A 22,605-nucleotide genomic window follows, 5' to 3' on the forward strand; every position below is an offset into this window, starting at 1 on the left:
ACGGTGAATTGGTCAGGCCGGAATGCGGACGTCGTCCTCATGCGGTTCGCGCAAGACGTAGCCGCGGCCCCAGACCGTCTCGATGAAGTTGCGTCCTTCGGAGGCGTTGGCAAGCTTCTTGCGCAGCTTGCAGATGAAGACGTCGATGATCTTCAATTCCGGCTCGTCCATGCCGCCATAGAGGTGGTTGAGGAACATTTCCTTGGTCAGCGTGGTGCCCTTGCGCAAGCTGAGCAGCTCGAGCATCTGGTATTCCTTGCCCGTGAGGTGCACGCGTTGGCCGCCGACTTCCACCGTCTTGGTGTCGAGATTGACCACGAGATCGCCGGTCTGGATCACCGACTGGGCATGTCCCTTGGAGCGGCGCACGATCGCATGAATGCGGGCGACCAGTTCATCCTTGTGGAAGGGCTTCGTCATGTAGTCGTCGGCGCCGACGCCGAGACCCTTGACCTTGTCCTCGATGCCGGCGAGGCCGGAGAGGATCAGAATGGGTGTCTTGATCTTGGAGACGCGAAGCTGCTTGAGCACGTCATAACCGGACATGTCGGGCAGGTTCAGGTCGAGAAGGATAATGTCGTAGTCGTATAGTTTGCCGAGATCGACGCCTTCTTCGCCGAGATCCGTCGTATAGACGTTGAAACTCTCGGATTTGAGCATCAGCTCAATCGACTGCGCGACGGCGCTATCATCCTCAATCAGCAAAACGCGCATGCCAGTCCCCTAATCGTCGCCGCGCCGGGCGTCAGGCCGGCCGCAATACTTGCGGCACTGGAAACGCCTTTAAGCAACTGATTCGGATCCTGACCGCGTATGGTTAACAAAAACTGATTCTGTTGTGCAAGATCAAACGGTGCAATTTTCATCGAATCGCCCTAAGATGTTGCATAGAAGCAGCTTTTCCTACCCGCTTGCGCTCAGGTTCCACATTAAGAGCCAGACCTAACCGACTCCCGCGACTCGCCTTCATCCTGAAGACAGGCGCGCTCAGTCACCAAAGACAATGACGCAATGATTAACGATGCGGGTAAACACGAGGTTAAAGGGGGTCTGCTAGTGCGAGGAAACTTAAGGTTTTCGCGATGAAGGGCCTCGCCGAGCAACTCGGCGATATCGAGCGCGTCAATACTTATGGCCGCGTGGTCGGCGTGCGCGGGCTCATGGTGGAGATTGCAGGCCCCATTCACGCGATGTCGGTCGGGGCTCGCATCGTGATCGAGACCGGCGGCGACCGCGTCATTCCGGCGGAGGTGGTCGGCTTCAGCGGCGACAATGCCGTGGTTATGCCATTCGCCGGCCTCGACGGGGTGCGGCGCGGCTGCCGCGCCGTGATCGCCAATGCCTCCAGTCAGGTGCGTCCTTCGGCCGCGTGGCTCGGCCGCGTTCTCAACGCCATGGGCGAGCCGATCGACGGCAAGGGGCCATTGTCACAGGGGCCAGTGCCGGTGCCGTTCCGCAATTCGCCGCCGCCGGCGCATTCGCGCAGGCGAGTGGGCAAGCCGCTCGATCTCGGCGTACGCGCGCTGAACACGTTTTTGACCTGCTGCCGCGGCCAGCGGCTCGGTATCTTCGCTGGTTCCGGCGTCGGCAAATCGGTGCTGCTGTCGATGCTGGCGCGCAACGCGGACGCCGACGTGTCGGTGATCGGACTGGTCGGCGAACGCGGCCGCGAGGTGCAGGAATTCCTGCAGGACGATCTCGGCGAGGAAGGACTCGCGCGATCCGTGGTCGTGGTCGCGACCTCCGACGAGCCCGCCTTGATGCGGCGGCAGGCTGCCTATCTGACGCTCGCCATCGCGGAATATTTCCGCGACGAAGGCAAGGACGTCATGTGCATGATGGATTCGGTGACGCGGTTTGCGATGGCGCAGCGCGAAATCGGATTGTCGACCGGCGAGCCGCCGACCACGAAAGGCTACACGCCGACAGTGTTCACCGAACTGCCCAAACTCCTGGAGCGCGCCGGCCCCGGCGCCGACAAGGGGACCATCACCGGCATTTTCACGGTGCTGGTGGATGGCGACGACCACAACGAACCTGTGGCGGACGCGGTGCGCGGCATTCTCGACGGCCACATCGTGATGGAGCGGGCCATCGCCGAGCGCGGCCGTTATCCCGCGATCAACGTCCTGAAGTCGGTGTCGCGCACCATGCCGAAATCCGCCGATCCGGCCTTCCTGCCGGTGATCACGCGCGGGCGGCAGGTGATGGCCACCTATTCCGACATGGAGGAACTGATCCGCCTCGGCGCCTACCGGGCGGGTTCCAACGCCGAGGTCGACGAGGCGATCCGGCTCAATCCTGTTCTGGAGGATTTTTTGCGCCAGGCCAAGGACGAGGTGACCAGCATCGAGGACGGCTATCTGCGGTTGCAGCAAATCCTTAAGACCTTGGAAACGGAAAGCTAACTTTGTCGGGTCATCATCCGCTTGTTATCAGAGAGGTGCCGGCGAGGCCCGCAAGCGGTGCCAGTGTGTCCTGCTCGGATAGGACTTCTGGAGGAGTACGAGTCGATGAAGTCGCGTGAAACGCTGATCCGTCTGAGAAAATTCCAGGTCGAGGAGAAGCGACGGAGGGTGGCCCAGATCGAGAGCATGATCGCTGACTTCCAGCGCATGTCGGTCGATCTGGAGCGTGAGATCGAAATCGAGCAGGAGCGCGCGGGGATCAACGATCCAGCGCACTTCGCCTATCCGACCTATGCCAAGGCGGCGATCCAGCGCCGCGAAAACCTGACCCGCTCGGCGGACGAATTGCGCGTCCAGCTCGAAGAAGCCAGGATAAACCTTGCGGAAGCCTTCGAGGAACTGAAGAAGGTCGAGTTGCTGGACGAGCGGGATCAGGCGCGCGAGCGCGCGGAAGAGAGCGCCCGCGAGCAGGCCGATCTCGACAGCATCGGTTTGATGCGGGCGCGCATGAACGCCGCCATTGCCTGAACCGCAGGTCGAGAATTCACATTTGTCGAAACCCGGGCCGCGTTGCCCGGGTTTTGTTATGTGCGAGGCCTGCACCTCGATCACGAGGCAGGGCAACGATGCTGGATTGGCCTGAACTGGACTGGAGACCGGTGCGCCGACGTTTCATTGGCGCAAAAGAAAACGCCCGTGGGGGGCGGGCGTTTTCCATCGTAGTCCACTTGGGGTGAGTGGGGTCCTCTACGACTCACGCGGCGACTTCGGGGGGCAATGTAAAGAAGCCTCGTGATTCCTTAAATTCATCAGCGAACCACCATTGTGTCGGAACTTGTGATCGCCATCGGCTTGCCGACCTTGATGACGCGGGCAGTCTGCGTAAAGCCGTCGTCGGCATTCATACGCGCCGAAATGGCAAAACCGGCTACCGCGATCCCTGCGACGAGAGCGACCACCACGATCTTCAGGTGGGTCATCCGATCCGCGCTGTAAATCGAGTGGTTCATTGGAAGCCTCCCGGCGTTAAACTTCCTTTGGAGATGTGTCTCGGTCGTCCGTCTACAGGTTCATGGTTTCGCGCCCTTAAAACGTAGGAAGCGCCCGCGACGTTCCGAAGAGGCCATCACAAAGCCGTGAAAAGGTGTGAAGCTGCGCGATCAAATCGCCCCGAAACCTGCCCATCAATTGGTGATTATGCAATTGTTTCAGCGTTTTAACGTTAAACCTCCGTTGGATCGCGTGGCCGGCAGTCGGTTTCGGCCAGTCAGATTTAAATCACTTGTCTGATGCCAAAATGCCGCATCCCCCGCGACCGCGATTCGGCGGCGATCAGATGCTGCCGACGGTCTTGAGCCGGGCACGCGGATGGATTTCCGCTTGCGAGAGCACGGGGGTCTGGGCGCGGAACCGCTCGACCAGAGAACGGACGAACGGCCGGATCGCGGCCGAGGTTACCAGCACCGGCGCTTCGCCTTCGCGGGCCGCCTGTTCGAAGCGGTCGCGCACCGCGGTCATGAATTCGGACAGCTTCGAGGGCTGCATCGCAAGGCTGCGCTCTTCGCCCTGGCCGATGATGGATTCGGCAAAAGCCTGCTCCCATTTCGCCGACAGCGCGACCAGCGGCAGGTAGCCGTTGACCGAGGTGTTCTGGGCGCAGATCTGGCGCGCGAGGCGGGCGCGCACATGTTCGACCAGCGTCGTCGGGTTTCGCGAGAAGGCCAGCGCGTCGGCGATGCCTTCCAGGATCGTGGAGAGATCGCGCACCGAGATGCGCTCGGCAAGCAGCAGTTGGAGCACGCGCTGGATGCCGGAGATCGTGATCTGGGCGGGAACGATGTCCTTGACCAGTTCGCCTTGTTCCTTGGGCAGATCCTTCAGAAGTTTCTGCACCTCGCCGTAGGAGAGCAGGTCCGACATGTTGGTCTTGAGCAGTTCGGTGAGGTGGGTCGAAACCACGGTCGCGGAATCGACGACTGTATATCCTTTCAGCGAAGCCTCTTCCTTCAGTGAGGCATCGACCCAGGTCGCCGGCAACCCGAAGGTCGGCTCGGTCGTGTGGATACCGGGGACGTCGACCTGATCGCCGGAAGGGTCCATTACCATGTACTGGTTCGGCCAGATCCGGCCGGAGCCGGCGTCGACCTCCTTGATTTTAATGATGTACGTGTTGGCCTCGAGCTGCACGTTGTCGAGGATCCGCACCGCCGGCATCACGAATCCCATCTCGATCGCCAGCGACCGGCGCAGTGCCTTGATCTGCTCGGTGAGTCGATCCTGGCCATCCGGGCCGTTGACCAGCGGCAACAGCGCATAACCCAGTTCGATCTTCAGATCGTCGATCTTCAACGCCGTCGAAATTGGCTCCTCGGCGGCCGCCTGCGTCGCCGCGGCCTTCGCTTCGGAGGATGCCGCCGCTTGCGCTTCCGCCGCCGCGATGCTGTGACGTTTTCGCGAAGTCCAGGCCAGCGCCGCGGCGCCGCCGCCAAGTGCGAGGAACGGCAACATCGGAATGCCCGGCAATATTGCCAGCATCAGCATCACGCCGGCGGACATGCCGAGCGCCTGCGGATAGCCGGAGAGCTGTTTCATCAACGCCTTGTCGGCGGCACCGGTGACGGCGGCCTTGGAGACCAGAAGACCGGCGGCGGTGGAGACGATCAGCGCCGGAATTTGCGTGACAAGGCCGTCGCCGACGGTCAGCAGGGTGTAGCTGTGCGCCGCATCGGCGAAGCTCAGGCCCTGCTGTGCTATGCCGATGATCATGCCGCCGATGATGTTGATGAAGACGACGAGCAGGCCGGCGACCGCATCTCCGCGCACGAACTTCGAAGCGCCGTCCATGGCGCCGAAGAAGCCGCTTTCGTCCTCCAGCGCTTTGCGCCGTTCCTTGGCGGTCTTCTCGTCGATCAGGCCGGCGGAAAGGTCGGCGTCGATCGCCATCTGCTTGCCCGGCATGGAGTCGAGCTGGAAGCGCGCCGCCACCTCGGCGATGCGGCCGGAGCCCTTGGTGATGACCACAAAGTTCACGATCACCAGGATCGCGAATACGATGATGCCGATGACGAAGTTGCCGCCCATCACGAAGTTGCCGAACGCCTCGATGACGTGACCGGCGGCGGCCGAGCCTTCGTGCCCATGTGACAGGATCAACCGCGTCGAGGCGAGGTTGAGCGACAGCCGCAGCATGGTCGCAATCAGCAGCACGGTCGGAAAAGATGAAAACTCCAGCGGCGCCTGGATGAACAGCGCGGTCATCAGGATCAGAATCGACAGTGTGATCGAGATCGCCAGAAACAGGTCGAGGATGACAGACGGCAGCGGCAGGATCAGGACCACAAGAATGGTCAGGATCCCGAAGGCGAGCGCGAGATCGCCGCGCCGCAGCATGGTCCCGATCTGGCTGAAGCTCGGAAAACCCGAGACCGAGACCTCCGCCCCCTGACCCGCCGTGATGCCCGCCATCGTCGCCGTTTCCCCTCGCGAATGCCGTTCGCGCGCCCCGAGCGTCTGCGCGGCGGCCGAAGGGCCGCCGTTCCGTAAGTGGGGTACCGCACTGGCGTCCACGGGATCCTCCCGTTTTACGCGGCTGACGACACTCGACTTCACCCGGATTCCACCCGGCAAAATTTGCCCAGCGTATGGTTAGCGAAGGGTTAACGTTTCCGGTGGAGACACCGGTTTTTGACCGCTGCGGATGGGAGCGGGTGCGGGCAGCAGCCGGCGGCGGGTCAATCCGTGCGGCGATTTTCGTTATCAATCGTTGTTGGTAGCGTTATATATGCGTCAATATGCCACTATGCCGGGCTCCGCCTTCCTCGATATCAGTATATTCCGTTATATACAGCGAATCTGAGGGGCGAGGGGGCGGGCGTGAGACCATCAACGAGGTTCATGGGCAGGAGCGCGCTCCTGTCATCGGTAGCCGTTGTCGCGATGTCGGTCGGCGCCGAAGCGCAGGATCGGGATGGAGTTTATCAGCTCGGCGAGATTTACGTCTCTGGCGCAGGGCAGGGCGGAACTGGTGTCGGCGGCTCGACGATAACGCGCGAGCAGACATGGACGTTCGACAAGCAGACCCTCGAACAGGCTGTGAACCTCGTGCCGGGCGTTGTCAGCACCCAGTCCACCGCCGGTCAGCGCAACGAAACCGATATCTTCGTGCGCGGCTTCGGACGCTGGCAGGTGCCGTTGATGATCGACGGCGTGCGCGTCTATCTGCCCGCCGACAACCGGCTCGATTTCAGCCGCTTCCTGACCAACGACATCGCCGAAATCCAGATCCAGAAGGGCTACGCCTCGGTGCTCGACGGCCCCGGCGGCATGGGCGGCGCCATCAACCTGGTGTCGCGCAAGCCGGTAAAACCGTTCGAGGGCGAGTTCAGCGGCGGCGCCGCGTTCGATAACCGCGGCGCGTTCGAGGGCTGGAACAGCTACGCGATGCTCGGGTCGCGCCAGGAGAAATTCTACGTTCAGGGCAGCGCCAACTATCTCAATCAGGACTTCTGGTCGCTGTCGCAGGGCTATTCGCCGTATCCGGCGCAAGGTCCTTATGCCGGCTCGCTCGAAGACGGCGGCAGGCGCAACGGGTCCGATACCCGCGACTGGCGCGTCAACCTCAAGGCCGGTTTCACGCCGAACGCCACCGACGAATACAGCATCAACTTCATCAAGCAATCCGGCGAAAAGGGCGCTCCTCTCAACGTCTACAACAATCCGCCGTCGAGCCAGAACAGCTACTGGCGCTGGCCGGCGTGGGACGTTCAGAACCTCGCATTCATGTCGAACACCCAGCTTGGCGATGCTTCCTACGTCAAGACCAAGCTTTACTACAACACATTCTACAATTCGCTTTCGGCGTACGACAACATCTCCTATACGACGCAATCGAGTAACGGCCGCTTCAACAGCTATTACGACGACAACGCACGCGGCGGCTCGGTCGAGGCCGGCACCGAGTTGATTCCGATGAACACGCTGAAGGCGGCGTTTCATTATCGGGAAGATTTCCATACCGAGTGGAATCACAACCAGCCGACCCTTCCGTCCGGAGGGTTTGTCGAGCCGAAGCAGAATCAGGCGCAGACGACGTGGTCGGCCGCGCTGGAAAACACGTTCCACGTCAGGCCGAACTTCGATCTGGTGGGTGGCATCAGCTATGACAAATACTGGATCGACAAGGCGGAGGAATTCAACAGCAGCAACGGCGGCTTCATCTACGAATACCCCAAGGGCGGGTCTGACGCCTTCAACTGGCAGACCGCGGCGATCTGGCGCTACAGCGACACCGGGGAACTTCATTTCAGCGTATCCGACCGCACGCGCTTCCCGACCATCTTCGAGCTTTACAGCCAGCGTTTCGGGACCGCGATTCCCAATCCCGACCTCGGTCCCGAGCGCGCCACCAATTATGAACTGGGCTGGAAAGGCCATGTCACCGCGAATCTGCGGGCGACGGCGGCGGTCTTCTATAGCGACGTGCGTGACCTGATCCAGGCGGTTCGGGTCAGCCCGACGCAGTCGCAGACGCAGAACATCAACCAGGGCAATTTCTACGGCTTCGAGATGTCGTTCGAAGCGCAGTTCTCGCCGCAGTTCGCGCTCGGCGGAAACTATACTTTCATCGAGCGAGACGTCAGCGACGTGTCCGTTCCCGGATTCAGGCCGAGCGGCGTGCCGACCCACAAGGCGTTCCTCTATGCCACATGGCGGCCGATCGATCGGTTTACCATCACGCCGAGCGTTGAGATCGCCAGCGACCGCTGGAGCGACGTCGTCGTCGGCACTCAGGCTCAAAACGCGCCGATCCGCGCCGCCTTTCCCGATCTCTATATCCGCACCGGGGCCTATACGCTCGCCAACGTCAACGTCAGCTACAAGCTGATGGAAAATGTCGAACTGGCGGGCGGCGTCAAGAACCTGCTCGATCAGAACTACGAACTGGCCTGGGGCCTGCCGCAGCCGGGGCGCACGTTCTATGTGAAAGCCCGGGCAACCTTCTAGCGGGTGCGGCGGTCGCGGCCAGGAGATGCGCGCCGGGCCCTCGGCGCGCATCTTCCTTTGTATTTTCAGGTCCTTTCACCATGGCGGGGGGCTTCCGGGCTGAACGCCGATTGCCGCGCGGCGTCCGACCTTGTAAAGGATGCCTGCGCCGAGGGCGGTTGCACGCGCGATCTCCGGCCCGGGCCTGTAGCTCAATGGTTAGAGCCGGCCGCTCATAACGGTCTGGTTGCAGGTTCGAGTCCTGCCGGGCCCACCATGCACATCAGACATGTGCGGGCACTTTGAAACGACTCGATTTCGTTTTGAAAACGACTCGATCTTAGATTCCCCTGAAACGCCTATGGAATTTCTCCTCGATTTCTTCGCCGATTTTTGAGCTCAGAAGAAGTCAGGGGGGTCTAATCAGCTTCGTTGGGTTCTTGGCCGACCGCAGTCCCACCTTTCGCCTACGGAGGAAACCATGAAGCAAGGGGCCAACCAGATCAGCCGCGAGAACGGCAAGCGCCGCGTTGTCACCACCGCCGAGGTCCGCGGGCGAGACATCGGGTCGCTGGTCGCTGAGGCCCAAGCGAAGGTTGCCGAAGAGGTGAAGCTGCCGCCGGGGAGCTACTTGGTCTGGGGCGGGCAATTCGAGAACTTCTCAGTCGCGCGCCAGCGGCTCGCGCTTGTCGTCCCCGCATGCTTCGCCATGATCTTCCTGCTCCTCTTCGGCGCCTTGGGGTCGGTGGGCGATGCACTCCTCGTCTTCAGCGCCGTGCCGCTCGCGTTGACCGGCGGGATTGCTGCGCTGTGGCTGCGCGGCATGCCATTCTCTATATCTGCCGCAGTCGGCTTCATCGCCCTGTCGGGCGTGGCCGTGCTCAACGGTCTGGTGATGTTGACCCAGATCCGGTCACTGATCGATCGCGGCGTGCCGCTTGTCCAGGCAATCTATGACGGAGCGCAGACGCGTTTCCGTCCCGTCGTAATGACGGCGCTGGTGGCGTCGCTCGGCTTTGTACCCATGGCGTTAGCGACAGGAACAGGCGCGGAAGTGCAGAAGCCCCTGGCAACTGTCGTCATCGGCGGACTGCTGACCGCAACGATGCTGACGCTTGTGGTGCTGCCGGCGCTTTATACCCGTTTCGCGCCGCGACGTTTGGAACTGGATAATGCGAACAGAATTGCGACGAGTCGCGCAGCCGAATAGGATTGGAGCTTTCCGCGATTTCAATCCTTGAGAACCTGTTGCCATTTCTATGCGGCGCAGGTCATTGCGTTGACTTTGCGTTTGGCCCCTGCTGACCTTCAACATGGCAGGCAACAAGGTGCGCTACGAAGCGGCATGTGCACGTGTTTCTGAAATTGTCTTCGTGGAGGACCGAATGATCGTCCGCATCCTCTTATTGGTGTGTTCTCTCCTACTTGCGAGCGAGCTGCCCGCTGCATCCCAACAACCCAAGGATGATCCCTGGAATCCTCAGCACATAGATGCACTGCCGCCCGACATCCGTAACTATATAGCGGCAATCTGCAAGGGGCCGGCCAAGGCGCAGCATGATTTCGCAACCTATTCTCCAACTGAGAGGCGTTGGCGAATAAACCTCGAATATCTTCAATGCGATGGTCTCCGTGATTTCCGACAAGGACACCGATGCCTCGACCTAGATTTCATCCAGGTAGGCCCACGATTCCGGCTTGCATCAAAGCAATATCGTGAATGCGGCTTCTGAAGCGGAGGCCGCATGGCGTCGGCTACGACCTTTGCAATCATTATGCCTGTCATCGCAATCTCGATCTGGATTAAATCGCAGATAGTCAGAGATGTAGTGGCGCAACGGTGTACCGTCCTACCGGTGTCATCATCTGTGGCCCCATTTATCCTCATCAGCCTTGCAAGATGATGGTCGCCCTAATGGCCGCGTGGTGTAGTCGTGGAAAATCAACGAGATGCCCGAGTCGCTTTCAAAGTGCCCCCACAAGACAGTTGTCGGGAGGCTGCGATTTATTTCGCGGTCCCGCGGCTTGCAGGAAACCGTCGCTAACGTCAGCGGGATGTTTAATCGTTCGGGTATTGGCGAGAAATGGCCTCCCGAACGCACGTCACGAGGCTGCCCTCCAGATGAGGCTTGAACAGGATATGCGCTATACCGGCGGCCGCCGCCTTCTCCGCCATGTGCCGGTTGGGAGAGCCGGTGATAAGAACAATCGGTGCCGCGACATTTTGTTGACGGAGGCGCAGCGCCACGTCCAGTCCATCCATCCGGGGCAGTCTGTAATCGATCACCAGACAATCGACATCGTGCGGGTCAACGGAAGCCAATAACGTCACGGCCGCGCTGAACGTACGAACCTTGAATCCATGTGTTTCGAGAAGAAATCGCAATGACTGAAGCACGGCGGGATCGTCATCGAGAATGCAGATTTTGTGTTTTGCGATTGCGATCTCTGCCATCTGATGCCGCGAATCCAATAGGCGATCCACAATACGATCAGAGGAATGCCGCGGCTTGATTTACCTCAATCGTTCAAGATGCCGGCGCGCAGGGCAAGCCGGATCAACTCGGACAGGTTATGTGCCTGCATCTTGGTCATGACATTTGCCCGGTAGACCTCGATCGTCCGGGGACTGATATTGTGTTCACGGGCTATCAGCTTGTTGGACAGCCCCGCGACTAGGCCGTCCATGACCTGACGTTCGCGCTTGCTCAGACTCGCGATCCTTGATGCGATCTCAGCCGAGACGGCGTCGCTCTTCGCATGATCGGCGCTTTGGATGGCCGCCTCGATCATTCCAATCAGCCGTTCATCTTCGAATGGCTTTTCGACAAAATCGACCGCTCCCAATTTTATCGCCTCAACGGCGAGGGGAATATCCCCGTGTCCGGTCATGATAATGACGGGAAGGGGCGACGCATTGGCTTTGAGGCGTCGAAGCAGATCCATTCCGTCGATGCCGGGCATGCGGACGTCAGACACGACACAGCCGAAATGGAGGCCGGCATGAGCACCGAGGAAGTCTGCGGCAGTGTCGAACAGCGTGACTTTGAAACCCGCCGAGCCAAGCAGGAAATCGAGCGAGTCCCGCATCGTAGGATCGTCATCGATGACATAGACATTTCCGTTATGCGACATCGGGCAAATCCTCGGTCGAAGCCATGGGCAGGGTCAGTCGGAAGGTGGCGCCGCCGGAATCGTTCGTTTCGGCCCACATTCGGCCGCCGTGAGCTTCCACGATCGACCGGCTGATGGAGAGTCCCACTCCCATGCCGGTTTCCTTGGTCGTGAAGAAAGTCTTGAACAGATTTGCAGTGGCGACCTCACTGAAGCCATGGCCGGTGTCCGATATGGACAGTTCGACCATCTCGTCGGAGACCTTTCTGCTGGCGGCGACAAGTTCCCGTTTTGGTGATTCCGCCATCGCCTCCAGGGCGTTTCGAAACAGATTGACCAGGACCTGTTGGATCTGCACGCGATCGACCAGGACGCGGTCGCATTTTGCATCCAGTTCAAGCCGCAGCATGGCGTTCTGTTCACGGACGCCGGCGAGACCGAGAGCCCCGGCTTCTTCCATCAGCTTCGTCAGGCTTTCGACGCGTTTCTCTGATTCCCGGCGGGAGACGAAATCGCGCAACCGCCGAATAATCTGGCCGGCGCGAATGGCCTGATCTGCGGCGCGATCCAGTGCCGTTTCGATCTTTGAGACGTTCGGGTCGTTACTCGCCGCCAGAAGACGGCGAGATCCCTTCATGTAGTTGCTGATCGCAGTCAACGGCTGATTCAATTCGTGCGCAAGGGTCGAGGCCATTTCACCCATCGCACTCAAACGGGACATGTGAATCAGTTCGGACTGCAGTTCCTGTAGTTTTGCCTGGGTTTGCTGATGCTCTGTAAGATCGCGAACAAACCCGGTAAAATGTCGCTTTCCACCGGAGTGCATCTCGCCGACCGACAGATGCATTGGAAAAGTAGCCCCGTCTCGGCGTTTACCGGTAACAATCCGTCCGATGCCGATGATGTGCCGTTCGCCGGTGGATTTATAGCGGGCCAAATAGCTGTCGTGCAGGCTGCTGTCCGGTTCAGGCATCAAAATGCTGACATTCCGGCCGATGGCTTCATGTTCTGAGTGGCCGAACAGACGTTCGGCTGCGGTGCTGAAGTGCTGCATGATGCCGTGATCGTCGATAACGATCATGGCATCGGGAATCGTATCGAGGATCGAACGCAGATGATCCTCGCGCGCGAGCAGGGCTTCTTCGATCAATTTCTGATCGTCGACATCGAGCATGACGCCACTCAGGCGCCGCGGCACTCCATCGTCGTTGATGACGAGACCGCCACGCGCCCGAACCCAGCGACTTCCTTCCGATGTCTCACGGAGCCGGTACTGAATGTCGAACCTGCACCCGGTCTCGATCGAGCGCCGGATAGCCAATTCGGTGCGCGCGCGATCTTTCGGCTGAAGCAGGGAGAGAAAGAGATCGTAGCTGACCGGGGTGTTGTCCGAGACGCCAAAAAGCCGGCGTGTCGGGCCGGACCAGAACAGTTTCCAGGTCGAGAGATCGAGATCCCAGATGCCAACTCCGGATTTGTCGATTCCGCGTTGCAACTCTTCGTCACGAAACAGGCTGTTCAGGGGCGGCAGATCATCACTCGTCACGGTTCACTTCCCGCACGGCAAGTAAAGCTTCGTGAGCCTTCGCAGTCCCAGCTAATGAGGCTCAGCCGGGATCGTGGCCGCTACTTATGGTAGGGGCGAAAGGCCCAAGGCTGAAGGATAAGACTTTGTCCGGCCGAAAAACACCAAAAAATGCTGTGCTGTTGCAGCCAGCCTTGGCCTGGTGCGGAGGAGGGCAAGAGCCGTCACCTCTCGTGCCGAAAAGAAATGAGTGATGTTCTGGTCAGCCCGCAGCGCCAAAGGTGACGCAGGCTGGCGACATGCAGCAAAGACCAGAATAGGCGACCGGTTGCTCGCGCTTTATATTATCGATCGCGGTTCGCGATTCTGTACTCAACCCGTGGCTGCCAGTTTGTTATCTTCGGAAGAATTCAAGTACAATCCGGACATCGGATCGACCCAGCAAAGGTGATCGTGAACTTCTTTCACGCCGGCGACATTTTCCGCCGCGACAACCGCAGCCTGCCGGGCCCGTTCGTCGATAATGGCCCCGCTGAGATGGACGGTTCCGCCGTGCACAATGACGCTCAGCCCGAAAGGACACCAGGCGCTGGCCTCGATCGAGGTCATGATGCGGTCGCGAATATGGTCATCATCTGCGGTCGGATCTGGAATCTCGCGAGCAAGCCCCGCGACGGCCTGAAGCAGGTTGGAGCGGGTCACGATTCCGACAATCTGGTCGTCCCGCATCACCGGCAGCCGCTTGATGTCGTGCTTTTCCATCAGGGCCACAATGTCTTCCAGCAACGTATCTTCCGACACCGTGAATGGATTCGGTGTCATGATTTCACCGACTTTGCGGCCCTGCTCGTGAACGAAATCTGAGGCTTCTCTGCCGGTACCGAGCAGCAACTTCAGCCATCGCGCCCTCTTGCGCTGCGTACCGATCTCGATGCGGCGAATGAAATCACCTTCCGAAATAATGCCGACCAACTTTCCTGCTGCGTCAATCACCGGAAGGCCGCTAATGTGTTGTGTGAGCATAGTCTTTGCGGCAGCGACGATGGTCGTATCAGGGCTGACCGTGATGACCCGTCTGGTCATGATCTGGTGAGCGCGCATGTCGATGCTCCGAGGCTTGGATGAAGCTGTCGAAATGCTACCGCCATTGAGTCGAGCCGGCTTGACCTAGGTCAAGCCGGCTCATTCGCAGGCTTGATCTGGATCATTTCCGCCCTGCCGTTTCGGATCCATGCATGGATAATGTGATTTGATACTGAGCCGTAGTAAGGAAGGGAAGAATGACCTACGCGACGATCATGGTTAGCCTTGCGTCCGATCAGGCGAACGAGCGCTGCCTTGCCATAGCCAGGGAAACGGTCGAACGATTTGATGCGCGAGCTATCGGAATCGCGGCTGCGGAGTTCAGCCCGCCGCTCTATTTCACCTCGGGCGAACAAGCCGACAAGATGATCGAGCAAGGTCGGAACGCCATCAGGATGCGATTGTCGGAACTCGAGGCCGAGTTTCGAGAGGCCATGGGTCCGGGCGCGAAACACGTCGAATGGCGTTCCAATATGGAGACGCCTACTCGGTTTATTGCGCGCGAAGCGCGTACCGCCGATATCATCGTGATCGGGCAAAGCCGGGACGGCGCGTTTACAGATCCGTTTGCGAGGGCAAATCCCAGCGACCTGGTCATGCAAGCTGGAAGGCCGATACTCGTTGTCCCGGAGGCAGCTGGCTGGCTCGATTTGCGAAGCGTGCTGGTCGCGTGGAAGGACACCCCGGAAGCACGACGGGCAATCGTCGATGCGCTTCCGTTACTTCGCAAAGCCAAAGACGTGACAATCGCCGAGATTGTCGAAAACGGCGGCAGCCGCGAGGCCGCGTTGAACCGCACTCAAGATGTGGTCACGTGGTTGTCATATCATGACATTGCAGCGAGCGCACTTGTTCAAGAAGAGAGTTCGACGCGGGATGCGGCGACCGCACTGGATGGAATTGCATCCAGTGTTGGAGCGGGCGTGCTCGTTGCGGGGGCCTATGGCCATTCGCGATTGCGTGAATGGGTACTCGGTGGCGTGACGCAGCATCTTGCGACTGAATCGACGCGTTGCGTGTTGCTGTCGCGCTGATCTGCGCCGGATCTCGTGGCCGGCTTCAATGGCCACCCTGTTTGACCTCGATCAAAGTATTTCCGCCGGCGCGTGGTGAGATAAGGCCGCTCAGGACTCATTGTTTGGAGGATCAATCATGATGAAGTCGCTCATCCCGATAGGGCGGGATAGTTCCCTGACGCGGACCGACGCAAATCCGTTGGCGCTGCTCCAGCAAGAGATGGACCGGCTGTTCGATGGCTTCAATAAAAGCTTCACCGGTCTGTCGTCACGGACGCTGATGCCCAGCATGGATATTGCCGAGACCGACAAGGAGATTGAATTAACCGCGGAACTTCCCGGCCTGGAGGAAAAGGACGTTCAGTTGAACGTCGTGGACAATCATTTGACGATCCGCGGCGAGAAGAAGAACCAGCGGGAGGAAAAAGAAAAGGACTATCATCTTGTCGAACGGAACTACGGTTCCTTCGTGCGGACTGTCGAACTGCCGCCGGGCGTAGACCTCGAGAGCATCAAGGCGGTGATGTCGAAAGGTGTCCTGAAGGTCACGGTGCCCAAGCCGGCACCCGCGCAAGCCAAGAAAATCGAAGTCAAGGCAGCCGCCTGACTTGAGAAGCTGGGCGCGCGAGCGGCGTGCTGCGCGCGCCCGAGCTACAACTCGCCATAGATTTCAGACGTAGCGGATTGGGTGACATCTTGTATCAATTTATCGAACAGATCGTCGACCGTTACATGACGCGCGACGTCAAGACGGTGTCGTGCGAGGTCACGATGGACGAACTCCACGATCTGTTCGCCAGTGATGATTTCAATGCCTATCCTGTCGTCGACCGGCAGGAAGTCGTCGGCCTGGTGACGAAGTTCGACTTCCTCAAATGCTTCGCCCTTACGCTGAGTTCGATGGTCCCGCGCTATGACCAACTTATGAAACGAACCGCTTCTGATGTGATGATTCACGAATTTATCTATGTGGGCGCGACGACGAAGTTGGTGCGTGTATTGCAGTTAATGGTCGAGCATCGGCTTCGCAGCATTCCCGTTATGGCTGCCGATCAGCATTTGGTCGGCATCATTTCGCGCGAGGATATCATGCAAGCTTTGCGCGACTGCACGCGTGGCGACAAGCGCACTCTCTGATTGAATAGTTCTCTGGCTCTGAACTTGTCGGCCTCCAATGTCGAGGAGGCGCCGCTTGCTCCCTTGTGACTGATCCAGCGTCATTCTGTTCTTTTATGAACCGGAGGCGAATCGACATGGGCGGCGGTCATGCCCGTGATTGCGTCAAATGCCATTCAACGGGATGCCGTGACGGTTTGAGGCAGGTCAACGTCCATTCTCGTTTGCAGGTTTATGGAGGGACGGCGAACTGGAGATTTGCATTGGCGACGGTACCCCGATTGGCGGCCATATCAAGAGAGGATACGGTCGAGTTGCACCCGGACGGTTCCTGGATCGCGGCGAATGTCACCACCCTGGAAGCGCTCACGGAAACCGCCGGGCCGCAGGTCGAGCGGGCCAAATCGCTGAAAATGGACATGAGCGGCCTCAGCGAGCTCGACACCCTGGGAGCGTGGCTGCTCGAAAAATTGTCGCGCCGATTAGCGTCTGCCAATCATCCGGTCGAAGTCGTCGGCGTCTCCGAAAACTACGTTGGGCTGATCGAGGAGGTCCGGCATGTCAACCGGCACAATCCTCCACCACTCAAGGCACGCAATCCCGTGATCGCCAGAGTGGAGAAGATCGGTCGCGCTGCCTGGGGGTCCAGCGAAGATGTCGCCGTGTTCCTGCAAATGCTCGGCGCGCTGTGCGTCGCATTGCTCGGCATCATTCGCAGGCCGCGTTCGCTGCGGTTCACCTCGCTGGTTTACCAATTGTATCGGGTCGGCTGGCAGGCCATTCCCATCGTCCTGCTCATCACGTTTCTGATCGGCGCGATCATCGCTCAGCAGGGCTTTTTTCATTTCCGCAAGTTCGGTGCCGATTCCTACGTCGTCGATATGGTCGGAATCCTCGTTCTGCGCGAACTCGGCGTTCTGATCGTCGCGATCATGGTCGCCGGCCGATCCGGCAGCGCTTACACAGCCGAGCTCGGCTCCATGAAAATGCGCGAGGAAATCGACGCGCTATCCACCATGGGTCTCGATCCCGTCGTCGTTTTGATCTTGCCGCGTGTTCTTGCGCTTGCCGTGGCGCTGCCGATTCTGACGTTCGTCGGATCGATGGCCGCGCTTTATGGCGGCGGTCTGGTCGCATGGTTCTACGGCGGCATGGGTCCGGCCATATTCATCGCGCGGCTGCATGACGCCGTTTCCGTGACGCATTTCGAGGTCGGCATGATCAAGGCGCCCTTCATGGCGCTGGTGATAGGCATCGTGGCTTGCAGCGAGGGCCTGCGCGTCAAGGGCAGCGCCGAGTCGCTTGGCAAGCAGACGACCACTTCGGTGGTGAAGTCGATCTTCCTGGTGATCGTGCTGGATGGGTTGTTCGCGGTATTCTTCGCGTCGATTGGAATGTAGCGATGGATGCATCGGCTGGGGAGTTCGCAATTCGTGTCAACGGCCTCGTCGTTGCTTTCGAGCGCCGCGTCGTCATCGATCATCTCTCGCTTGATGTGCGCCGTGGCGAGATCCTTGGCCTTGTCGGTGCGTCGGGCGGCGGCAAGTCGGTGTTGATGCGTAGCATCATCGGCCTGATCCCGCGACGGGACGGCGAGATCGAGGTAATGGGCACGAGAATCGGCTCGACGCATGACCGCGGAACGCAAGCCGCCGCCGGCAAATGGGGCATCCTGTTCCAGCAGGGGGCGCTGTTCTCCTCGCTGACGCCGCGGCAGAATATTCAGTTTCCGCTGCGTGAGAATCTGGTGCTGTCAGATGCGCTGCTGGACGAGATTGCCACGGCCAAGCTGGAAATGGTCGGCCTGACCCCGGAGGACGGCGACAAGTTTCCCTCCGAACTGTCGGGCGGCATGACCAAGCGCGTGGCGCTGGCGCGCGCTCTGGCGCTCGACCCGGCGATCGTCTTTCTCGATGAGCCGACCTCCGGTCTCGATCCGATCGCGGCCGGCGATTTCGATACCCTGATCAAGACATTGCAGAAAACGCTCGGCCTGACGGTGTTCATGGTGACGCACGATCTCGCCAGCCTGAACACCGTCTGCGACCGCGTCGCGGCGCTGGCGGACGGCAGGATCGTCGCCATCGGGCCGATGCGTGAGCTGCTGCAATCCGAACATCCGTGGGTGAGAGCCTACTTCCATGGCAAGCGCTCGTTGATGCTGCAACCGAAGGCGAGTTGAAAGATGGAAACCCGTGCCCCCTTTGTCGTCATCGGAGCGTTCGTGCTGGCAGCTATCGCGGCGGTTTTCGGCTTCGTCTATTGGCTCCACAATACCGGCGGCATCGGCCCGCGAACGACCTACCACGTGCAATTCGAAGACTCGGTACCGGGCCTGTTGGTTGGTGCGGCCGTCCTCTTCAATGGCATTCGTGTCGGCGAAGTGACTGCGCTCAGTCTCGCTCCGGACGATCCGCGCCGCGTCGATGCGGCGATCGCCGTGACATCGACGACACCGGTTCGGTCCGACACCAAAGTCGGCCTCGAATTTCAGGGCCTGACCGGCGTTCCGGTCATTGCGCTGGAAGGTGGTCGGTTGCTCGGCGCCGCCGGCCCGGTTCCGACATTGATCGCCGAAGCCGATGCGGGCCAAAGCATGACACAGGCTGCGCGCGATGCGTTGCGGCATGTCGATGCGGTGCTCGCGGAAAATGCGGAGCCGATAAAAAGCACCATCGCAAATTTGCAGGTCTTTTCTGAAGGACTGGCGCGGAACACCGGCAAGCTCGATGGCATCGTGGCGGGCCTTGAACGCATGACAGGCGGAGGCGCTTCGCAGCCGCAAAAAACCACCTACGACCTACGTGCGGCGGCTGACTTTCCACACTCGCCTGCCGGAACTCTCAAGAGCCGACTCGTCATTCCAGAGCCGACTGCGGTGATCAAGCTCGATACGCAGCGCTTTCTGTTTTCGCCGGCGAGGGAATATCCGGATTTCGCAGATGCGATGTGGGCCGACAGCATTCCAAAGTTGCTGCAGGCGAAACTGCTCGAGAGTTTTGAAAATTACGACATCGCCCATGCACCGCTGCGCTCAATGGATGGCGTGCAGGCGGATTATCAACTCGTGATCGACGTCCGGAGCTTCCAGATCTCGACTGAACCCGAACCGGCTGCCAATATCGGATTGTCGGCTCGAATCCTGAACAAGGACGGCAAAGTGGTCGCGGCGCGACTGTTCCAGGATACGCAGAAGCTGGATAAAATGGAGCCTGCGGCGGCCAGCGCAGCATTCAACGAGGCATTCGGGCGGATCGCGAAGGACATGATCGCGTGGACCGTTAAGGCGTTGTAGCGGTCAGTGGCGGCATGGAGAATCGCGGGTTGGCGGGCGCTTGGGATCGCCGCCGCGATTCTTTGACCTGGATCAGCATCGCTGCGAACCGGCCCCGTAATCTGCACAAACCTGAAAGGGGCTCGGCATAAGGAGTCGCAACGATGGCATCGACCACACAGGACCATAACGGAACTTGCACGCGGTGCGGTTCACGCTTGATCCATCTCGAGTGGGAGGAGCGTCTTGATCCGCACCAGTTTCAGCAGCTTTGGAGATGTTTCGATTGCAGGAATGAGTTCGTCACCCTTTGCGCTTCTGAAGAAGGGAGGGTACCCGGCGCCGACATCATCGAGCCATTTTTCACGAGTCTGGTGGTCGAATAGACGCCCGGCTGCGACGATCATTTTTGGAAGCCCTGCCTTCAATGAATTGCGTCTCGGCCAATGAGATCGCGCAATTCATCGGCGGATAACTTGCATCATTCCTTGCCTTCAACAGCGAGGACTACTCCAGAGATTTGAGAAACATAATAAAATCGTTGATCTGATCGGGTTCGAACTGGAATTGTGGCATGCTGGATGTCCAGTCGTGATTCCTTCGGCAAGGGCTTCCTCGAGCGTTTCGACAGGATAGCGCTCATGCAGGCTACGGAACGGCGGCGCAATCCGAAGCGGGCTGGGACTCACCTTGTCGATAGCGTGGCACCCCGCGCAATAAAGCTGCGCCAGGCGTCGACCTTGCTCGACGTTGGCGGCTTCCATGCGCTGGGCCGATACCAAAGTGAAAATCACGGACACCGCCAGAAGCAACGAAGAGTTGGCAATACGCATTGTCACTTCCTGCAGAAAAAATTGAATTCGGCGATACCTTCCTAACAGAGCACGTTCGGATCTCGTTGACCTGGGTCAAGGCAACACTCAGAAGCGTGCGTTTTGCCTTGAGGTACGTCAATTCGATCTGGCGTCATTCTCATATCTTGTTTTTCGAAACAGGCCTGTTGGGAGGATTCGTATGATCAAGGACATCATTCTCCATCTGGAGCGCGATCCGTCCCGGGATGTCGTTCGCGACTTTGCGGCTTCGACAGCCGAGATGTTTGCCGCTCATCTGACGGGAGTCTCCTTTGCCTTTGCGGCGAGTATTCCGAACTATATCGTTCCGAATTTCCCCGCAGGCGTTCTCGCCGACCTCTTTGCCGAAAGCGAGACAGCGGCGCGCGGCGCGATCGACCGCTTTGAGGTCGCCATGAAGCATAGCGGTCTGTCGGCCGAGCCGCGGCTTGTCCTGCAGACTGAATTCGGACCGCCCGAAACGTTTTCAAAGATGGCACGATGTTTCGATCTGAGCATCATCATGCAATCGGACGATTATAGTGGAATCAACAACAGCGATTTGATCGAAGCGACGCTGTTTGATTCTGGCCGGCCGCTTATCGTCGTTCCTTACATCCAGCAGGAGGGGTTGAAACTCGACCGGATCGTGTGCTGTTGGGATGGGAGCCGCGCCGCGGTGCGTGCCATCAATGATGCGCTGCCCTTGTTGAGGAAAGCCAACATCGTCGAATTGTTCATCGTCGAAAACGCGAAGACCGCTGACGAGAATATTATCGGCGGCATTGAGATCGGACGGCATCTGGCCCGTCACGATATCAAGATCGAGGTAAGAAGAACGCCCGCCGCGGACATCGATGTGCCGAATGTCATACTGTCGCATGTTGCCGATAGTTCGGCGAGCATGCTCGTGATGGGCGGCTACGGACATTCCCGTCTGCGCGAATTCGTTCTTGGCGGAGCAACACGCGAAATACTGTCTGCGATGACGGTTCCGGTTTTCATGTCGCATTAGGTGGATTCATCCCCGCGACTGAGCTGCGCATGCGGCGCGAGGCTGCCTTCGTGAGGTGGCTGCGCGAGCAAGTCCGCTTTTGATTTCGTCGAAAGCGGACAAGCTCTAAGCCGTGATGATCACTTTCAGCGCGCCGGTATCGGCGGCACGGCCGAATGTATCGTAGGCTTCCAGAATCTGGTCGAGGGAGAAGCGATGGGTAATCAACCGGGCGGGATTGACCTTATTCGATCGGACGGTCTTGAGAAGCATCGGGGTCGTGACCGTGTCGACCAGTCGGGTCGTGATTGAGATGTTGTGCGACCATAATCGCTCGAGATGCAAGTCGACCTTGCTGCCGTGCACGCCGATGTTGGCGATAATGCCGCCGGGAGCGACGATATCCTGGCACAGCACAAAGGTGGCAGGAACGCCGACGGCTTCGATCGCCGTATCCACGCCTTTGCCGCCGGTCAATGCTTTCACTTCGTCGGCAGCCGTTTCACTCGCGCTGTTGATGGTATGTGTCGCCCCGAATATCTTGGCGACCTCGAGACGTTTGGTGTCGAGATCGATCATGATGAGTTCGGCGGGAGAATAGAACTCCGCTGTCAGCAAGGCGGCCAGACCGATCGGCCCGGAGCCGACGATTGCGACGGTTGACCCGGGCGCCACCTTGCCGTTCAGAACGCCGCATTCGAAGCCGGTCGGCAGAATATCGCTCAACATGACAAGCGCTTCTTCGTCGGCATCAGCCGGAATGTGATAAAGGCTGGTGTCGGCATGCGGGGTCCGAACATATTCCGCTTGTGTCCCATCGATCTCGTTGCCAAGGATCCAGCCGCCGGTGGTGCAATGGGAGTAGAGACCTCGGCGACAGTATTCGCATTTGCCGCAGGAGGAAATGCAGGAAACCAGGACATGGTCTCCCGGTTTGAAGGTCGTGACGCCGGCGCCCACTGCATCGATGATCCCGACACCTTCGTGCCCGAGGATGCGGCCGGGCGCGCAGGTTGGCACGTCACCTTTCAATATATGCAGGTCCGTGCCGCAGATTGTCGTCTTCACCATCTTGACGATGGCGTCTCCCGCAGATTGGATTTCCGGCTTGGGACGATCTTCGAGCGTTTTGTGCCCGGGTCCATGGTAGACAAGCGCTTTCATGGAAATGTTCCGATTCGATAGTTGCCTGTTCGTTCGATAAGAGCCGGTCCACCACGCCGCGCGTTGATTTCGATCAAGGCTGATCTTCTATTCGGG

Annotated in this window: 21 protein-coding genes, 1 tRNA gene and 2 pseudogenes; 13 read left to right on the top strand and 11 right to left on the bottom strand. The window is 59.4% G+C overall.

Features of this window, described 5'->3' with window-relative positions; all coding sequences use genetic code 11:
• Positions 1–12: 12 nt before the first annotated feature.
• Both ctrA and ACS3WA_RS11245 read right to left on the bottom strand, forming a co-directional pair.
• Positions 13–714, bottom strand: coding sequence for a response regulator transcription factor CtrA (gene ctrA / locus ACS3WA_RS11240; RefSeq protein WP_412772022.1), 702 nt, complete (start codon positions 712–714; stop codon positions 13–15).
• Positions 699–866, bottom strand: a complete 168-nt coding sequence (locus ACS3WA_RS11245; protein ID WP_438275318.1) for a hypothetical protein — start codon at positions 864–866, stop codon at positions 699–701. The genes ctrA and ACS3WA_RS11245 overlap by 16 nt, the downstream gene beginning before the upstream one ends.
• Positions 867–1,082: 216 nt before the next feature.
• On the opposite strand from ACS3WA_RS11245, the gene fliI reads away from it, so the two are divergent.
• Complete coding sequence (gene fliI / locus ACS3WA_RS11250) at positions 1,083–2,408, top strand: flagellar protein export ATPase FliI (RefSeq protein WP_438278609.1); 1,326 nt, start codon at positions 1,083–1,085, stop codon at positions 2,406–2,408.
• Between the two features lie 105 nt (positions 2,409–2,513).
• Positions 2,514–2,936 carry a flagellar export protein FliJ gene (fliJ, locus tag ACS3WA_RS11255; protein WP_438275316.1) on the top strand — a complete coding sequence of 141 codons (423 nt, stop codon included), beginning with the start codon at positions 2,514–2,516 and terminating at the stop codon, positions 2,934–2,936.
• A gap of 281 nt (positions 2,937–3,217) precedes the next feature.
• Here the strand turns inward: fliJ and ACS3WA_RS11260 are convergent, their stop codons facing one another.
• Both ACS3WA_RS11260 and flhA read right to left on the bottom strand, forming a co-directional pair.
• Positions 3,218–3,418 (bottom strand): hypothetical protein, encoded by a 201-nt coding sequence (locus tag ACS3WA_RS11260; RefSeq protein ID WP_438278610.1) that lies wholly within the window; start codon positions 3,416–3,418, stop codon positions 3,218–3,220.
• 322 nt (positions 3,419–3,740) lie between these two features.
• Positions 3,741–5,975, bottom strand: a complete 2,235-nt coding sequence (flhA, locus tag ACS3WA_RS11265) for a flagellar biosynthesis protein FlhA (protein WP_438278611.1) — start codon at positions 5,973–5,975, stop codon at positions 3,741–3,743.
• Positions 5,976–6,302: 327 nt separating this feature from the next.
• On the opposite strand from flhA, the gene ACS3WA_RS11270 reads away from it, so the two are divergent.
• From ACS3WA_RS11270 to ACS3WA_RS11285, 4 genes and pseudogenes are all read left to right on the top strand, one after another.
• Positions 6,303–8,411, top strand: coding sequence for a TonB-dependent receptor plug domain-containing protein (locus tag ACS3WA_RS11270; RefSeq protein WP_438278612.1), 2,109 nt, complete (start codon positions 6,303–6,305; stop codon positions 8,409–8,411).
• Between the two features lie 180 nt (positions 8,412–8,591).
• Positions 8,592–8,667 (top strand) — tRNA-Ile (locus tag ACS3WA_RS11275).
• Between the two features lie 147 nt (positions 8,668–8,814).
• Positions 8,815–9,600, top strand: a pseudogene (locus ACS3WA_RS11280) (efflux RND transporter permease subunit); the annotation flags it as partial.
• Between the two features lie 103 nt (positions 9,601–9,703).
• On the top strand, positions 9,704–10,123 hold the full coding sequence (locus ACS3WA_RS11285) for a hypothetical protein (protein WP_438278613.1): 420 nt from the start codon (positions 9,704–9,706) through the stop codon (positions 10,121–10,123).
• 326 nt (positions 10,124–10,449) lie between these two features.
• On the opposite strand, the gene ACS3WA_RS11290 is transcribed toward ACS3WA_RS11285, so the two are convergent.
• The 4 genes from ACS3WA_RS11290 to ACS3WA_RS11305 all read right to left on the bottom strand — a co-directional run bounded on the left by ACS3WA_RS11290 (position 10,450) and on the right by ACS3WA_RS11305 (position 14,130).
• A complete protein-coding gene (locus ACS3WA_RS11290; protein ID WP_438278614.1) occupies positions 10,450–10,845 on the bottom strand; it encodes a response regulator transcription factor in 396 nt (131 codons plus the stop codon).
• Positions 10,846–10,910: 65 nt separating this feature from the next.
• A complete protein-coding gene (gene fixJ / locus ACS3WA_RS11295) occupies positions 10,911–11,525 on the bottom strand; it encodes a response regulator FixJ (RefSeq protein ID WP_438278615.1) in 615 nt (204 codons plus the stop codon).
• Complete coding sequence (gene fixL / locus ACS3WA_RS11300; protein WP_438278616.1) at positions 11,515–13,050, bottom strand: sensor protein FixL; 1,536 nt, start codon at positions 13,048–13,050, stop codon at positions 11,515–11,517. Before fixL ends, fixJ begins: the two co-directional genes overlap by 11 nt.
• A gap of 351 nt (positions 13,051–13,401) precedes the next feature.
• The gene (locus ACS3WA_RS11305) at positions 13,402–14,130 is read right to left on the bottom strand and encodes a CBS domain-containing protein (protein ID WP_438278617.1); all 729 of its coding nucleotides are present in this window, start codon (positions 14,128–14,130) and stop codon (positions 13,402–13,404) included.
• Between the two features lie 179 nt (positions 14,131–14,309).
• Between ACS3WA_RS11305 and ACS3WA_RS11310 the strand changes: the two genes are divergently transcribed.
• The 6 genes from ACS3WA_RS11310 to ACS3WA_RS11335 all read left to right on the top strand — a co-directional run bounded on the left by ACS3WA_RS11310 (position 14,310) and on the right by ACS3WA_RS11335 (position 19,539).
• Positions 14,310–15,146: a universal stress protein gene (locus tag ACS3WA_RS11310; protein WP_438278618.1), complete on the top strand. Its 837-nt coding sequence runs from the start codon at positions 14,310–14,312 to the stop codon at positions 15,144–15,146.
• Positions 15,147–15,264: 118 nt separating this feature from the next.
• Entirely contained in the window at positions 15,265–15,735 is a 471-nt protein-coding gene (locus ACS3WA_RS11315; RefSeq protein ID WP_438278619.1) for an Hsp20/alpha crystallin family protein, read from the top strand.
• Positions 15,736–15,824: 89 nt separating this feature from the next.
• On the top strand, positions 15,825–16,265 hold the full coding sequence (locus ACS3WA_RS11320) for a CBS domain-containing protein (RefSeq protein ID WP_438278698.1): 441 nt from the start codon (positions 15,825–15,827) through the stop codon (positions 16,263–16,265).
• A gap of 242 nt (positions 16,266–16,507) precedes the next feature.
• On the top strand, positions 16,508–17,644 hold the full coding sequence (locus ACS3WA_RS11325; RefSeq protein WP_438278620.1) for an MlaE family ABC transporter permease: 1,137 nt from the start codon (positions 16,508–16,510) through the stop codon (positions 17,642–17,644).
• A gap of 2 nt (positions 17,645–17,646) precedes the next feature.
• Positions 17,647–18,426 (top strand): ABC transporter ATP-binding protein, encoded by a 780-nt coding sequence (locus ACS3WA_RS11330; RefSeq protein ID WP_438278621.1) that lies wholly within the window; start codon positions 17,647–17,649, stop codon positions 18,424–18,426.
• 3 nt (positions 18,427–18,429) lie between these two features.
• Positions 18,430–19,539: an ABC-type transport auxiliary lipoprotein family protein gene (locus tag ACS3WA_RS11335; RefSeq protein WP_438278622.1), complete on the top strand. Its 1,110-nt coding sequence runs from the start codon at positions 18,430–18,432 to the stop codon at positions 19,537–19,539.
• Between the two features lie 191 nt (positions 19,540–19,730).
• Here ACS3WA_RS11335 and ACS3WA_RS11340 read toward each other — a convergent pair whose 3' ends face one another.
• Entirely contained in the window at positions 19,731–19,946 is a 216-nt protein-coding gene (locus ACS3WA_RS11340; protein ID WP_438278623.1) for a hypothetical protein, read from the bottom strand.
• Positions 19,947–20,025: 79 nt separating this feature from the next.
• Positions 20,026–20,282: pseudogene (locus tag ACS3WA_RS11345) on the bottom strand (c-type cytochrome).
• A gap of 250 nt (positions 20,283–20,532) precedes the next feature.
• Between ACS3WA_RS11345 and ACS3WA_RS11350 the strand changes: the two are divergent.
• Positions 20,533–21,366 (top strand): universal stress protein, encoded by an 834-nt coding sequence (locus ACS3WA_RS11350; protein ID WP_438278624.1) that lies wholly within the window; start codon positions 20,533–20,535, stop codon positions 21,364–21,366.
• A 105-nt stretch (positions 21,367–21,471) separates the two neighbouring features.
• On the opposite strand, the gene ACS3WA_RS11355 is transcribed toward ACS3WA_RS11350, so the two are convergent.
• Entirely contained in the window at positions 21,472–22,509 is a 1,038-nt protein-coding gene (locus tag ACS3WA_RS11355) for a zinc-dependent alcohol dehydrogenase family protein (RefSeq protein ID WP_438278625.1), read from the bottom strand.
• Between the last annotated feature and the right edge of the window lie 96 nt (positions 22,510–22,605).

Source organism: Nitrobacter sp., assembly GCF_051535235.1.
Taxonomy (GTDB): domain Bacteria; phylum Pseudomonadota; class Alphaproteobacteria; order Rhizobiales; family Xanthobacteraceae; genus Nitrobacter.

Coding starts and splice junctions, on each gene's coding strand:
- fliI (WP_438278609.1), top strand. CDS start 1,083: ATGAAGGGCCTCGCCGAGCAACTCGGCGATATCGAGCGCGTCAATACT.
- ACS3WA_RS11355 (WP_438278625.1), bottom strand. CDS start 22,509: ATGAAAGCGCTTGTCTACCATGGACCCGGGCACAAAACGCTCGAAGAT.
- ACS3WA_RS11315 (WP_438278619.1), top strand. CDS start 15,265: ATGATGAAGTCGCTCATCCCGATAGGGCGGGATAGTTCCCTGACGCGG.
- ACS3WA_RS11350 (WP_438278624.1), top strand. CDS start 20,533: ATGATCAAGGACATCATTCTCCATCTGGAGCGCGATCCGTCCCGGGAT.
- ctrA (WP_412772022.1), bottom strand. CDS start 714: ATGCGCGTTTTGCTGATTGAGGATGATAGCGCCGTCGCGCAGTCGATT.
- ACS3WA_RS11245 (WP_438275318.1), bottom strand. CDS start 866: ATGAAAATTGCACCGTTTGATCTTGCACAACAGAATCAGTTTTTGTTA.
- fliJ (WP_438275316.1), top strand. CDS start 2,514: ATGAAGTCGCGTGAAACGCTGATCCGTCTGAGAAAATTCCAGGTCGAG.
- ACS3WA_RS11305 (WP_438278617.1), bottom strand. CDS start 14,130: ATGCGCGCTCACCAGATCATGACCAGACGGGTCATCACGGTCAGCCCT.
- ACS3WA_RS11330 (WP_438278621.1), top strand. CDS start 17,647: ATGGATGCATCGGCTGGGGAGTTCGCAATTCGTGTCAACGGCCTCGTC.
- ACS3WA_RS11270 (WP_438278612.1), top strand. CDS start 6,303: ATGGGCAGGAGCGCGCTCCTGTCATCGGTAGCCGTTGTCGCGATGTCG.
- fixJ (WP_438278615.1), bottom strand. CDS start 11,525: ATGTCGCATAACGGAAATGTCTATGTCATCGATGACGATCCTACGATG.
- ACS3WA_RS11335 (WP_438278622.1), top strand. CDS start 18,430: ATGGAAACCCGTGCCCCCTTTGTCGTCATCGGAGCGTTCGTGCTGGCA.
- ACS3WA_RS11310 (WP_438278618.1), top strand. CDS start 14,310: ATGACCTACGCGACGATCATGGTTAGCCTTGCGTCCGATCAGGCGAAC.
- ACS3WA_RS11290 (WP_438278614.1), bottom strand. CDS start 10,845: ATGGCAGAGATCGCAATCGCAAAACACAAAATCTGCATTCTCGATGAC.
- ACS3WA_RS11260 (WP_438278610.1), bottom strand. CDS start 3,418: ATGAACCACTCGATTTACAGCGCGGATCGGATGACCCACCTGAAGATC.
- ACS3WA_RS11285 (WP_438278613.1), top strand. CDS start 9,704: ATGGCAGGCAACAAGGTGCGCTACGAAGCGGCATGTGCACGTGTTTCT.